The sequence below is a fragment of the Microvirga sesbaniae genome (assembly GCF_025460805.1).
Lineage (GTDB): Bacteria > Pseudomonadota > Alphaproteobacteria > Rhizobiales > Beijerinckiaceae > Microvirga > Microvirga sesbaniae.
Genome location: NZ_JAMXFJ010000005.1, coordinates 227280 through 239796, shown reverse-complemented (window position 1 = coordinate 239796; position 12517 = coordinate 227280). Strand labels below are relative to the sequence as shown.

General features: G+C 65.1%; 13 protein-coding genes. 3 read left to right on the top strand and 10 right to left on the bottom strand.

The genetic code is table 11. The features are described 5' to 3' along the window. Genes OCW50_RS10690 through OCW50_RS10680 form a run of 3 tightly spaced genes read left to right on the top strand, consistent with a single transcriptional unit; the run spans position 1 to position 2424 of the window. The gene (locus OCW50_RS10690; protein ID WP_262267962.1) at positions 1-948 is read left to right on the top strand and encodes a branched-chain amino acid ABC transporter permease; all 948 of its coding nucleotides are present in this window, start codon (positions 1-3) and stop codon (positions 946-948) included. After that, positions 945-1727 (top strand): ABC transporter ATP-binding protein, encoded by a 783-nt coding sequence (locus OCW50_RS10685; RefSeq protein ID WP_262267961.1) that lies wholly within the window; start codon positions 945-947, stop codon positions 1725-1727. The genes OCW50_RS10690 and OCW50_RS10685 overlap by 4 nt, the downstream gene beginning before the upstream one ends. Then, positions 1720-2424 carry an ABC transporter ATP-binding protein gene (locus OCW50_RS10680; protein WP_262297481.1) on the top strand — a complete coding sequence of 235 codons (705 nt, stop codon included), beginning with the start codon at positions 1720-1722 and terminating at the stop codon, positions 2422-2424. The genes OCW50_RS10685 and OCW50_RS10680 overlap by 8 nt, the downstream gene beginning before the upstream one ends. Here the strand turns inward: OCW50_RS10680 and OCW50_RS10675 are convergent, their stop codons facing one another. From OCW50_RS10675 to OCW50_RS10630, 10 genes are all read right to left on the bottom strand, one after another. Continuing rightward, positions 2425-2643: a DUF2783 domain-containing protein gene (locus tag OCW50_RS10675; RefSeq protein WP_262297480.1), complete on the bottom strand. Its 219-nt coding sequence runs from the start codon at positions 2641-2643 to the stop codon at positions 2425-2427. It lies immediately after the preceding gene. Then, positions 2640-4244 carry an FAD-dependent oxidoreductase gene (locus tag OCW50_RS10670; RefSeq protein WP_262297479.1) on the bottom strand — a complete coding sequence of 535 codons (1605 nt, stop codon included), beginning with the start codon at positions 4242-4244 and terminating at the stop codon, positions 2640-2642. The genes OCW50_RS10675 and OCW50_RS10670 overlap by 4 nt, the downstream gene beginning before the upstream one ends. A gap of 26 nt (positions 4245-4270) precedes the next feature. Next, positions 4271-5227, bottom strand: coding sequence for an MBL fold metallo-hydrolase (locus OCW50_RS10665; protein WP_262267957.1), 957 nt, complete (start codon positions 5225-5227; stop codon positions 4271-4273). 127 nt (positions 5228-5354) lie between these two features. Beyond that, the gene (locus tag OCW50_RS10660) at positions 5355-6248 is read right to left on the bottom strand and encodes a TonB family protein (protein ID WP_262297478.1); all 894 of its coding nucleotides are present in this window, start codon (positions 6246-6248) and stop codon (positions 5355-5357) included. A 16-nt stretch (positions 6249-6264) separates the two neighbouring features. Beyond that, on the bottom strand, positions 6265-6711 hold the full coding sequence (locus OCW50_RS10655) for an ExbD/TolR family protein (RefSeq protein ID WP_262297477.1): 447 nt from the start codon (positions 6709-6711) through the stop codon (positions 6265-6267). Then, entirely contained in the window at positions 6711-7397 is a 687-nt protein-coding gene (locus tag OCW50_RS10650) for a MotA/TolQ/ExbB proton channel family protein (RefSeq protein ID WP_262297513.1), read from the bottom strand. Before OCW50_RS10650 ends, OCW50_RS10655 begins: the two co-directional genes overlap by 1 nt. 10 nt (positions 7398-7407) lie before the next feature. After that, positions 7408-7869 (bottom strand): Tat pathway signal protein, encoded by a 462-nt coding sequence (locus OCW50_RS10645; protein WP_373371363.1) that lies wholly within the window; start codon positions 7867-7869, stop codon positions 7408-7410. Positions 7870-8918: 1049 nt separating this feature from the next. Beyond that, the gene (locus tag OCW50_RS10640; RefSeq protein WP_262297475.1) at positions 8919-10436 is read right to left on the bottom strand and encodes a UxaA family hydrolase; all 1518 of its coding nucleotides are present in this window, start codon (positions 10434-10436) and stop codon (positions 8919-8921) included. 43 nt (positions 10437-10479) lie between these two features. Next, the gene (locus OCW50_RS10635; RefSeq protein ID WP_262267952.1) at positions 10480-11886 is read right to left on the bottom strand and encodes a TRAP transporter large permease; all 1407 of its coding nucleotides are present in this window, start codon (positions 11884-11886) and stop codon (positions 10480-10482) included. Then, positions 11886-12470: a TRAP transporter small permease gene (locus OCW50_RS10630; protein WP_262297474.1), complete on the bottom strand. Its 585-nt coding sequence runs from the start codon at positions 12468-12470 to the stop codon at positions 11886-11888. The genes OCW50_RS10635 and OCW50_RS10630 overlap by 1 nt, the downstream gene beginning before the upstream one ends. Positions 12471-12517: the final 47 nt, after the last annotated feature.

Sequence of the window (12517 nt, the reverse complement as noted above, 5' to 3'; positions counted from 1 at the left end):
ATGCGTGCACTCGTGAACCAGCGCTTCGTCACCCTCGCGATCCTGGCTGTCGTGATCGCCGTGCTGCCGCTCGCCTTTCCATCGAGCTACTATTTCCGCGTCGCCTCGCTCGTGTGGGTGTCGGCGCTCGCGGCCATCGGCCTCAACATCCTCATGGGACAGGCAGGCCAGGTCAGCCTCGGGCACGCGGCGTTCTTCGGCATCGGCGCCTACGCGGTCGCCATCGGTCCGACGCATCTCGGCATCCCGCCCTGGGCGGCGCTTCTCTTCGGGGCGCTTCTCTCGGGCGTCCTGGCTTACCTCGTGGGGCGCCCCATCCTGCGCCTCAAAGGCCATTATCTGGCCATCGCCACCTTGGGGCTCGGCGTTCTCGTGGCGCTCGTCATCACGACGGAAAGCCGCTGGACCGGCGGGCCGGATGGCATGCCCGTCGAGAGGCTCACCCTGTTCGGCTGGCGGGTCAGCGGATCCTACACCTGGTACTGGGTGACCGGAGGCCTCCTGCTGATCGGGACCTGGATCGCCCTCAACCTCGACGAGACGCCGACCGGGCGTGCCTTCCGGGCCCTGCACGACAGCGAGGTCGCCGCGCAGGTGGTCGGCGTCGACGTGGCGCGCTTCAAGCTGCAGGCCTTCGTGATCGCCGCGATCTATGCATCGCTGGCCGGATCCGCGCTGGCCTTCATGAACGGGTTCATCAACCCGGATCAGGCCGGCTTTCTGCATTCGGTGGAACTCGTCACCATCGTGGTGCTGGGCGGGCTCGGATCCGTCGTGGGCAGCATCGTGGGCGCTGCGGTGCTCGTGACGTTGCCGCAGGCACTCACCGTCTTCCAGGAATACGAGCATCTTCTGCTCGGTCTCATCATCATCGTGGCGATGATCTTCATGCGCAACGGGATCGTGCCGAGCCTGTCGAACCTGCTTCTCCGGAGGGCGCGCTCATGAGCATCCTGAAGGCGACGGATGTGGGCATCTCCTTCGGCGGCGTGAAGGCCGTCGACGGGGTGAGCTTCTCGGTGAACCCCGGGCAGATCCTGTCCATCATCGGGCCGAACGGGGCGGGCAAGACGACTCTCTTCAACATCGTGTCCGGCGTCTACGTGGCGAGCCGCGGGTCGATCCATCTCGCCGACGAGGACGTGACCGGACTTGCGCCGCACAAGCTGGCGGCGCGCGGTCTGTCCCGCACCTTCCAGAACCTGCAGATCTTCCAGCGCATGACCGCCTGCGAGAACGTGATGGTAGGCCGCCATCTGCGGGAGAAGTGCAGCCTTCTTCCGGCCCTGTTCAGAACCCCTTCCGTCACGCGCCAGAATCGTGAGACGCGGGCCGCCTCGCTCGCGCTTCTGGCAGAGGTCGGGTTGAAGGATGCTGCGGATACCCCGGCAGGCTCGCTGCCCTACGGCGCCTGCAAGCGCCTCGAAATCGCGCGCGCGCTCGCCGCCGAACCACGCGTCCTTCTCCTCGACGAGCCGGCCGCCGGCTGCAACGCGGTGGAGACCGAGGAAATCGATCACCTCATCAAGCAGGTCGCCGACCGGGGCGTGGCCGTCGTTCTCGTCGAGCACGACATGAAGCTCGTGATGAAGATCTCCGACAGGATCCTCGTGCTCGAGCGCGGCCGTCCGCTCGCCGAGGGAACGCCGCGGGAGGTGCGCGATGATCCACGGGTCCTTGAGGCTTATCTGGGACAGCACGGCGCACGGGAGGCTGCCCGTGCTTGAGGTCCAGGATCTGCGCAGCGCCTATGGCCGGATCGAGGTGCTCAAGGGCATCAGCCTCGATGTTCGCTCGGGCGAGATCGTCGCGCTCGTCGGCTCGAACGGCGCGGGCAAGACCACGCTGCTCCGGACGCTCTCCGGCGTTCAGCCGATGACCGGTGGCGAAATCCGCTTCGAGGGCCGGCGCATCGACCGCCTGCCGCCGCACCGCAGGGTCGGGCTCGGCATCACGCAATCGCCGGAAGGCCGACAGGTGTTCGGGCCGCTGACCGTCGAGGACAACCTGCGCCTCGGCGCCTATCATCGTCGCGACCGGGACATCGATCAGGATCGCGACCGCATCTTCGCCATGTTCCCGGTTCTGGCCGAGAAACGCCACCTTCTCGCCGGAGGGTTGTCAGGCGGTCAGCAGCAGATGCTGGCGATCGGCCGCGCGCTCATGGGAAGGCCCAAGCTTCTGCTCTTGGATGAACCGTCCCTCGGGCTGTCGCCGCTTCTCGTCGACCAGATCCTCGATGCCATCGTGTCCCTCAAGAAGGACGGCATCACGGTTCTTCTCGTCGAGCAGAACGCCAGTGCGGCTCTGGCCATCGCCGACAGGGGCTATGTGCTGGAGACCGGAAAAGTCGCTTACAGCGGAGCGGGTGCGGCCCTGCTGGCCGATCCGCAGGTCAAGGCCGCCTATCTCGGCATCGCGTGATCAGACCGATCCGTCCTGGGTCTGGTGCAGGCTCTGCCGGGCGAGGGCGAGAGCCTCCTGCAGCACGGTCTGGTCGCCGATATGGTTGGCGAGGATCAGAACGAGGGCGCTGTTGAGCGCTGCGCTGTCCTCGTCCGACAATCCCCGGTGAGCTTCGATCAGTGCACGGTAGGCGCGGTCCGGATCGGGGAAGCGGCTCTCGATGATGAGCGAAGTCATGCGCAATCCCCCTCGAAGCCTCTCAGGCGACGGGAGGCGCGCTCGATCTGAGCCGGCGCGGCATGACGCCAGCGTGCCGCGAGATGCTGGTCCGGTCGCACGAGATAGGTGCTTCCGGGCGTCGCGTCGAAGCGTCGGGCGAAATGGCCTTCCGGATCGATCAAGTCGTCACCGATGACGAGCACGCGCTTGCCTGCGGGCGGCGGAGCACCGTCGGGCACATGGATGATGGTCTCCTCGCTGCCCAGGGTGTCGAGCAGCCAGACAGGCTGACCGCCGCGGGTCCGCATCGGAGCGTCGGGCAAGGGAGCGCCGAGGCGGGCGGATCCGGACCAGGCCTCACGATCGGGTGTCGACAGAGGGCTCTCATAGGTCGAGGGCAGGGACAGCCGACCGGAATTCACCATCCGCTTCGCGAAAGGAGTGTGACGCGCGAGAGCAAGGGTCGCATCGCGGAAACGTCGCTCCTGCGCCGAGCGCGGGGCAATGAAGTCGGTGGAGCGGGTCGAATGACCGATGTTCTCGTCCGCGGCCGCCGAGCGTTCGATGTCGTAGGTGTCGATCAGACGCGCCGGGGCTTCGCCCCTGACGACGAGCGCCAGCTTCCAGGCAAGGTTCTCCGCATCCTGAATGCCGGAATTGGCCCCGCGCGCTCCGAAGGGAGACACCTGGTGGGCGGCGTCGCCGGCAAAGACCACGCGGCCATGGACGAAGCGTTCCAGGCGGCGGCACTGGAACGTGTAGACCGAGACCCATTCGAGCGTGAAATCCTCATGCCCCAGCATCTGTCGAAGGCGGGGAATGACCCGCTCGGGCGCCTGCTCGGCCTTCGCATCCGCATCGGGGCCGAGCTGCAGGTCGATGCGCCAGACATCGTCGGGTTGCTTGTGAAGAAGCGCCGAGCGACCGTCGTGGAAGGGCGGATCGAACCAGAACCAGCGCTCGGGCGGAAAGTCGCCCTTCATCTTCACGTCGGCGATGAGGAAGCGATCCTCGAAGACTTCACCGCGGAAATCCAGACCGAGCATTCCGCGCAAGGCCGAGCGGGCGCCGTCGGCGGCCACCACCCAATCGGCGTGGAGCTCGTAGGCGCCCTCGGGCGTGTCAACGGTGAGCGTCACGCCGTCGTTTCGGCGCATGAGCCCAGTCACCTTGTTGCGCCAGCGGATGTCGAGATCGGGCAGCTCCGCGGCGCGCTCGACGAGGGCATGCTCGAGATAATACTGCTGAAGATTGATGAAGGCCGGCATCTTGTGCCCGTCCTCGGGCAGCAGGTCGAAGGCATAGAGCTGGTCGTCCCGCTGGAACACCTTTCCGAGCTTCCAGGTCACGCCTCTCTCGAGACAGGGTCGGGCGGTGCCGAGCCGGTCGAGGATCTCAAGCGTGCGTTTGGCATAGCAGATGCCGCGGGATCCCTCGCCGATCCGATCCGCATCGTCGAGAAGAACCACGGACACGCCACGCTGCGCCAGGTCGATGGCCGTGCAAAGGCCCACGGGACCCGCGCCGACCACGATGACCGGATGCCGGGCCGGGGAGGGCCGATCCTGGTCGGCGCTGCGGCGATAACCGAACTGGAAGAGGGTCTTGCGATTGTTCATGGCGGCCTCCGCCCGTTCGCCCCGGACTAGCCTTGCAGGGCCGCCCACATCTCCCGGTCGCGCTCGGCGGTCCAGATGACGGGATGATCGATGCCGGAGGCTTCGTCGAAGGCGCGCGACACGTTGAACGGCAGGCAATGCTCGTAGATCGCGAAGCTTCCGAATTTCGGGTCCATTGCGTCGCGCGTGGCCGCGAAGGTCTCCTTGAGGGAGCGTCCGCGCGCAGCCGACAGTTCGGCCGCTCCATAGAGCGTGCCCACGAAGTCGCGGGTCATCGCCACCGCCTCGCGGACCGCCTGCTCGCCCTGCAGCGCATCGCCCCGCCCCGGCGCGATCGCCTTCGGCTGGAAGTCGAGGATCGAGTCCAGGGTCTGCGGCCACTCGCGCAGGTAAGCGTCGCCGCAATAGCAGGCGGAGTGATACTCCACCAGATCGCCGGTGAACATCACTTCCGCGTCCGGCACCCAGGCCACGATGTCGCCCGCCGTGTGGCCGGCGCCGAGATGGAAAAGCTTGACCTCGCGCTTGCCGAGAAACACCGACATGCCGCTCTCGAAGGTGAGCGTCGGCCAGGTCAGGCCGGGTGGGATGCTGCTCTCGCCGCGGAACAGGCGCGGGAAGCGGCCGATCTCGGACGCCTTGTCCTGCTCGCCGCGCTCGACGATCAGATCGTAGGTGGTTGTCGAAGCGATGATGCCTTGCGCCTTGTAGGCCGAGGCCCCGAGCACGCGCACGGCATGGTAATGCGAGAGCACCACGTACTTGATCGGCTTGTCGGTGACGGTGCGCACACGGGCGATCACGTCCTCGGCCATGGCCGGCGTGGCCTGCGCGTCGATGACGATGCAGCCGTCATCGCCGACGATGATGCCGGAATTGGGATCGCCTTCGGCCGTGTAGGCATAGAGATCGGGCCCGATCTCCGTGAACGATACCGTCTTGGCGGTGGTGTCGCCTGTCGAGGCGAAAGCCTTTTCGGCCATGGCGATTCTCCCTGTCGTGGAACGCAGCTCATGCCGTCGCCTTCGACGTCGAAGGCGACGGCGGGTTGCTTTGACCGACAGGGTAGTCGCGATCCCACGACCGTCAAGGTCGCGACCGTGGCTTGGCTCAGCGGATGTTGAAGCGAAGCGGCACGGTGAACGTCGATTGCGGGATGAAGTCCGGGATCGGCGGCAGGGACGATCCCGGGCTTGCCGCGGCAAGGGCAGCCTGATCGAGCGCCGGATAGCCTGCGCCCCGCACCAGGGACGCGCTCACGATGCGACCGGACCGATCCATGGTGAAGCGCACCGTTGCAACGCCCGTGACGCCCTGGTTGCGCGCGACGTCGGGATAACGCAGGCGGTTGCGCAATGAGGCCACGAGGCTGGCCAGGTAGCGATTGCGGGCGGTCGGATCGGCCGAGGCCGCCTGGCCGCCCGTATGCTCGCGTGAGGCCGAAGCCTGCCCCTGGCGGGCATCCGAGGGAAGCGGCTTCGGTTCCGCGACGGTCCGGCGCGGCGGCGGCCTGCGCTCCACGGGCTTCGGCGGTGGCTTCTTCTCCGGCTTCGGCGGCGGGGGCGCGTCCTTGGGCGGCGGGCGCGCGTCGACGGGCTTGGCGACGACTGTCTCGGGAGGCGGCAGGATGACGGCCTCGGTCTGCGCCGCCTCCTGTTCGACCGGCACGGCTTCGACAGGGACCGCCTCGGCCACCTCCTGCGGCTGGACTTCGGCGATCTCCTGCGGAGGCTGCTCCTCGACGGTGTCCGATCCGACCGGCAGGGCCTCCGCCTCGATGGGCGGCACGTCCTGGGACTGCTCGAGCGATGGCGCGACCGACACGATTTCTTCCATGGCGGGCGCGAGATCGATGGTGATCTCCTGCTCCCCGGGCGATTTCTCGGTATCGGATGACCACAGGGTCACGGCCGTCAGCGCCGCTCCATGCAGCAGGAGCGCGGCGAGAAAGGCGATCCCGAGCCGGTTCGGCTCCTGCGTCGGTCTCAGAGTATGAACGGACATCGGGCTGCTGCGGATCCTACGGGGCCGGCGGTCCGCTCGGGGCCTGCGCGATCAGGGACACCTTGCTGAAGCCCGCGGCGTTGATCTGGCCCATGATCTCGATGATGCGTCCGTACGGAACGGCCTTGTCGCCACGAACGAGGACGACCTGACCCGCATCCGCGCCCGCAAGCTGCCGCAGCCGCGGCATCATGGTCTCGGCCGCGAGGGGCTCCTTGTCGAGGAAGGGCTGGCCCTGCGCGTCGATGGTGACCACCACCGGCTGCTTCGGCTGCGACACCTTCGGGGCCGCCGTCTTCGGCAACTGCACGGGCACGCCGACGGTCATCAGCGGGGCTGCCACCATGAAGATGATGAGCAGAACGAGCATCACGTCCACAAGCGGCGTGACGTTGATCTCCGACAGGGGAGCGGACCCGAACTCGTCGTCGGTATCCTGCGCCCGGATTAGTCCCATGCCCATTATTCGGCAGCCTCCGCTCGAACGGGGGATTTGCGGTCGCGGGCGAGCCGGTCGCCGAGCGCCGTGATGCCGGCCGCGAAGGATTGCTGCAGGCGGCCGAGATCGGTCGTCAGCTTGTTGTAGGCCATCACGGCCGGGATGGCGGCCACGAGGCCGATGGCGGTGGCGAACAAGGCCTCCGCGATGCCGGGGGCCACGACGGAAAGGCTCGTGTCCTGACTCGCCGCGATCGCCGAGAAGGAGTTCATGATGCCCCAGACCGTGCCGAACAGGCCGATGAACGGTGCGGCGGAGCCGATGGTGGCGAGAAACGGGAGGCCGACCTGAAGCTGGCGCATGTCGACGGACAGGGCAGCCCGCATGGCCCGCTCGATCCGCTCGCGCCGCTCGGCCCGGCTCTCGGAAACATCCTGATCGCGCCAGGCCTCGTGACCCGCCGCGACGATCCGGCCCGTCGCCCCGGGCATCTGCGGGTGAAGCCTGTCTCCCGAGCGCGCCGCGGCTTCGAAGGAGCGAGCCTGGCGGCGGATTCTTCCGAAGCGAAGAAGCTTCTCGATGACGATGGTCCAGCAGCCGAGGGACGCCAGGACGAGCAGGATCATGACGCCCTTGACGATCGGATCGGCTTGCAGGAACAGGCCGAGGAAGGACATGTCATGCGTTGCGGCAGGCATGATCTCGTTCATCATGGCAATCTCACTTCACGAAGGATACGGCGTCGATCTTGGAGGCTGTCTCAATTCCGGACAGGCATTCCTCGCGCGCGGTGGTCGCGCCTTCGCAGGTCAGGACGTCGTTGAGCAGAACACGTCCGAAGCGCGAGCAGTTCAGCCCAGGAAAGTCGAAGAGCTTGATGAGGGTCTTGCGGCGAGGGACCGGACCGACCTCCACCGCCAGCCGCTTGGCCGCCACCCCGTCGGTGTCCAGTGCGAAGAGGTCGAGCTTCAAAGATTTCCAGCTCTCGCCTTTCTGATTGTCGATCAGGAAATAGGTCCGGCAGCTTTCCCCCGATGCTTCGATTTTGTTCAACTCGATCCGCAAGGGACTGGAAGCCGGCGCATTGTCCTGGGCAAGCGCCATTCCGCTGAAAGGCAGGAGCAGAGCCAGGCAGGCGAAGACGCTTCCCGATGTGAACCCGGGCTCATTCCATGTGCTCATGCCCATGAACTCGTTCTCCTCATACTGGGGCGCGACCGCCGGACGTGGTGCGCAGTTCCGGATCCTTCGCCGGACGAGCTGAACGCCCTTGCCTCCGGCAGATCGACCGACTGCCCGAAACCGGGAGGATTCCCGTAGGCGCGTCCGATGAAGTATCTGAAAGAAGTGAGATTGATCAAGGGCTTAGTGGAAAGTCAGAGGCGTTCTAAAACACCCGCTACAGCCTTGAGATCGGGGTGATATTCGCTTCCTTAAAAGGGCTTCAAAGTAATTTTCTTCCGCTTTGCCGCGCCGTTCGGGTGCCGGCATGGCCTTGTCCCGACTTCACCTCGGGCACCGCCCGTCGAATGAAGCTCGGCCATTTTTCCTGCGAATTCCACGAAAAGACCATTTTGCCTGAAGAAGAGAGAGCATGCCCTTGATTCAGGAGAACCTGCTTGAGCTTCAACGGTCACGACAAGCCCTTTCCCACCTGGTACCCCTACGCGTTCGTGGGTGCGCTGGCAGCGATCGGCGCGGCGTTCTACGTGCTCGGCTAAAGCATCGGACGTGAAAAGTGGACTTGCACTTTTGGGATCCATCCGATGCGTTCTTCTTGAATGAGAGCATCGGTCAGAACGGACCCAGCGGGCCGCGCCAGCGAAAACCGGATCCACTTTTCGCTGGCGCGGCCCTTCGGGTCACGGGCGTGGCCCTTTCGGGTCGCTGACGCGGCCCTCTGGGTCCGTCCGATGCTCTAAGAACACCCGTTAATGGATGGGTCATATGCTGCGGCTGACGGGGCGCGACGTCGTGGGAAATGGTTGGCGCGCTTGCGGGCCAGGAGCGGTGCGGCAGGGGCTCCAGCACTGCATCCCAAAACGAAGCGAGGCGGTACATCCGCGCCCCGTTCGCTTTTGGGAGAGTGTTGATCCGGCGAGGGATCAGCAGGAAGATCATCGCTCGATGATGGTTAACGACTGGTTAACGAGCCTCCGAAGGAGCGATGTATCGCACTCGCCGCCCATCGGGACGAGCCGGGAGCATCGAATTCCGTCTCCCCGTTCCGCTTACATCGTCGCGCCGACCTGCCACGGAACGAACTCGAGATCGCCGTAGCCGAGTTCCTCCGACTTGGTGTGCTCACCGGACGCGACCCGGAGCAGGATCTCGAAAATCTCCTGACCCTTCGTGTCCAGGGACACGCCGTCGAGGACATCGCCGCAATTGATGTCCATGTCGTCGAGCATGCGACGGTAGATATCGGAATTGGTAGCGAGCTTCAGGGACGGCACGGGCTTGCAGCCGAAGGCCGAGCCGCGGCCCGTCGTGAAGGCGATCAGGTTCGCGCCGCCGGCCACTTGGCCGGTCGCGGCAACAGGGTCGTAGCCCGGCGTATCCATGTAGACGAAGCCGTGGTCCTTCACCGGTTCGGCATATTCGTAGACGGCACGGAGCGTGGAGCGTCCTCCCTTCGCTGCGGCGCCGAGCGATTTTTCGAGGATCGTCGTCAACCCGCCCGCCTTGTTGCCGGGCGAGGGGTTGTTGTTCATCTCGCCGCCGTTTCGGGCCGTGTAATCCTCCCACCATCGGATCCGCGACACGAGCTTCTCGCCGATCTCCCGGGTGGCAGCCCGCCGGGTCAGAAGATGCTCGGCACCGTAGATCTCGGGAGTTTCAGACAGGATCGACGTTCCGCCGTGGCGGACCAGGAGATCGGACGCGACACCGAGGGCCGGGTTGGCGGTGAGCGCCGAATAGCCGTCGGAACCGCCGCATTGAAGGGCAAGCACAAGCTCCGATGCGGGGCGTGTCTCCCGCTGAGCCCGGGCGGCGATCGGCAGCATGTCCTTCACGGCATCGACGATGGCCTGCACGGTGCGTCTCGTGCCGCCCGTCTCCTGAATGGTGAGGGTCCGGAAGGTTTCACTTTCGGTGAGGCCGTATTCCTGCTTCATCCGGCCGATCTGAAACACCTCGCAGCCGAGACCGACCATGATGACGCCCGCGAAGTTGGGGTGGCTGGCATAGCCCCATTGCGTGCGACGCAGGATGTCGAACCCTTCGCCATAGGCCGCGTGACCGCAACCGGTTCCGTGGACGATCGCAACGACGCCGTCGATGCCGGGGTAGTCGCGAAGAAGGCCGGCACGCTCGACTTCGGCGGCGGCGAAGCGTGCGACGGACGCGGAGCAGTTCACCGATGTCAGAATGCCAATATAGTTGCGCGTGCCCGTCCGGCCGGAAGCGCGGCGGTAACCCTGGAACGTGGCCCGCAGCTCGGACGGGAGCAGGTCGTCCTCCCGGGCATCCGCGCTGAAGGCGTAGTCCCGCTCGAAGTCGTGCAGGCCGACATTGTGCTCGTGCACCCATTCCCCGGGCGCGATGTGGGTCTTGGCGAAGCCGATGATCTGGCCGAACTTCTTGATCGGTTCGCCTTCCCTGATCGGCTCCGCGGCCATCTTGTGGCCGCGCAGGATGCGCTCGCGGGCCGTCAGTCCAGCCGCGCTCGCGCCTTGATTCACGAGATCGATCGCGATGACCACGTTGTCATCGGGGGAGAGGCGGATGGTGCGAGGAGTGCTCATGAGGATCTCGATAACCGGTTAGGAATGTCTTTCGAACGATCCACTATCGTCCCAAACCCATTTTCTGCGGAAGCCAAAGCGTCAGTTCTGGAATATAGGTGATCGCGATCAGCGCGAGCATCAAGGGGACGAGCCAGGGAAGGATCGCCACCGTGGTGCGCTCGACCGAAAGCCTGGAGACCCGCGCCAGGACGAAGAGCACCATGCCGAGGGGCGGATGAAGCAGGCCGATCATCAGATTCAGCGTCATGATGAGGCCGAAATGGATTGGATCGATGCCAAGCTTGAGCACGATCGGCAGCAGGATCGGCACAAGGATCGTGATCGCCGCGATGGTATCGATGAAGCAGCCGACGAACAGGATGAGGATATTGGCCAGCAGCAGGAACACCCACTTGTTCTGCGTGAAGCCCAGAATCGCGTCCGACAGGATCTGCGCCGCCTGGCTGACCGTCAGAAGCCAGGCGAAGATCGACGCCGCCGTGACGATGAACAGAACCGAGGCCGTCGTCTCGATCGTATCGAAGGTCGCCTTGGCCAGGCTTCTGAACGTCATGGAGCGATAGCGGACGAGGCCCAGGAACAGCGACCAGATGACGGCCGCGACCGCCGCCTCCGTCGGGGTGAAGAGGCCGAGCGTCATGCCGCCGATCAGGATGACCGGCGCCATCAGGGCCATCACGGCCGAGAAGTCGAAATACCAGTCGAGGGCCAGCAGGACCACCAGGGCGATCCCGATGGAGAGATTGGGGGAAAGTCCGGCCTGGATCAGCAGCCAGACGGCGACCGGAAAGGCCAGGACGATGGCGACCTCGATGGTGGCATTGCCCAGTTGAGTCCATGAGAACGGAGTATCTGCGCCCCATCCGTTCCGATAAGCGAAATAGGCGACGGTTCCCATCATCAGCAGGGTCATCACGATGCCCGGGATGAGGCCGCCCAGGAAGAGGGCCCCGATCGAGACGTTCGCCATCATTCCGTAGATCACGAACGGCAAGGAAGGCGGGATGATCGGCCCGAGGGTCGCGGATGCCGCCGTCACGCCAACGGCAAACTCCGTCGTGTAGCCGTGATCCTTCATGGCTTTGATCTCGATCGTCCCAAGGCCCGCCGCATCGGCGATGGCCGTTCCGGACATGCCTGAGAAGATCACCGATCCGATGATGTTCACCTGACCGAGGCCACCCTTCATCCACCCGACGAGCGCAACCGCGAACGAGTAGATTCGGCCGGTGACGCCGGCGATGTTCATGAGATTGCCGGCGAGGATGAAGAACGGGACTGCCAGCAGCGGAAAGCTCTCGACTCCGGCGATCATGCGCTGCGCCACGATGACGTCCGGCACCGTGCCGGTCGCGAGGATGAAGAGCAGGGAGGCGACAGCCATGGAGAGGGCCACGGGCAGGCCGAGAACCATCAGAACGAGAAATGAGCCGATCAGGATGAGCATCAGGTTTCCGCCACCAAGGGAGCATCGAAGGCTTCGGGCCGCTCAAGCACGGAATAGCCGCGGCGCCAGTTGGCGACAGCGACCTGCACGGAGCGGAAGAACATCAGGACGAAGCCGATGAAAACAAAGGCATAGCTGAGATTTTTCGGGAGAGCGATCGTCGTCATCTGCTCATCGCCGATGATGCTCATGAAGCGCCAGACGAGGAGAGCCGCATAGGCGAAGAAGGCGACACGGATGACGTCGATCAGGGTCGCCAGAACGCGGGCGATGCCGGGTGAGAGGTAGCGATAGAGGAAGTCGACCTGGATGTGGCGGCTCATGCGCACGCACATGGATGACCCGATGAAAACGAGGGCGACCAGGAGATTGGTCGCGATCTCCTCCGTCCAGGCGAAGGAGTCGTTCAGCACGTATCGCGTGAAGAATTGAACGAAGACGGCAAGCGACATCGCCCAGAACAGGGCCAGGGACAGCCAGTCCTCGAAGGCATAGCCCGAAAGGTCGACCGGTGCGTGCTCGCTCTCGTCGAAAGTCTGCGCCAGTTCCTCGGCGCTGACCTGGGTGTGAACCTCAGTCGTCATGTCTTGGTGAACCTCGTTCCTGGAGGTCTGAAGCGATCCCCGCCGCG

Coding starts and splice junctions, on each gene's coding strand:
- OCW50_RS10690 (WP_262267962.1), top strand. CDS start 1: ATGCGTGCACTCGTGAACCAGCGCTTCGTCACCCTCGCGATCCTGGCT.
- OCW50_RS10685 (WP_262267961.1), top strand. CDS start 945: ATGAGCATCCTGAAGGCGACGGATGTGGGCATCTCCTTCGGCGGCGTG.
- OCW50_RS10675 (WP_262297480.1), bottom strand. CDS start 2,643: ATGACTTCGCTCATCATCGAGAGCCGCTTCCCCGATCCGGACCGCGCC.
- OCW50_RS10670 (WP_262297479.1), bottom strand. CDS start 4,244: ATGAACAATCGCAAGACCCTCTTCCAGTTCGGTTATCGCCGCAGCGCC.
- OCW50_RS10665 (WP_262267957.1), bottom strand. CDS start 5,227: ATGGCCGAAAAGGCTTTCGCCTCGACAGGCGACACCACCGCCAAGACG.
- OCW50_RS10660 (WP_262297478.1), bottom strand. CDS start 6,248: ATGTCCGTTCATACTCTGAGACCGACGCAGGAGCCGAACCGGCTCGGG.
- OCW50_RS10655 (WP_262297477.1), bottom strand. CDS start 6,711: ATGGGCATGGGACTAATCCGGGCGCAGGATACCGACGACGAGTTCGGG.
- OCW50_RS10650 (WP_262297513.1), bottom strand. CDS start 7,397: ATGAACGAGATCATGCCTGCCGCAACGCATGACATGTCCTTCCTCGGC.
- OCW50_RS10645 (WP_373371363.1), bottom strand. CDS start 7,869: ATGAGCACATGGAATGAGCCCGGGTTCACATCGGGAAGCGTCTTCGCC.
- OCW50_RS10640 (WP_262297475.1), bottom strand. CDS start 10,436: ATGAGCACTCCTCGCACCATCCGCCTCTCCCCCGATGACAACGTGGTC.
- OCW50_RS10635 (WP_262267952.1), bottom strand. CDS start 11,886: ATGCTCATCCTGATCGGCTCATTTCTCGTTCTGATGGTTCTCGGCCTG.
- OCW50_RS10630 (WP_262297474.1), bottom strand. CDS start 12,470: ATGACGACTGAGGTTCACACCCAGGTCAGCGCCGAGGAACTGGCGCAG.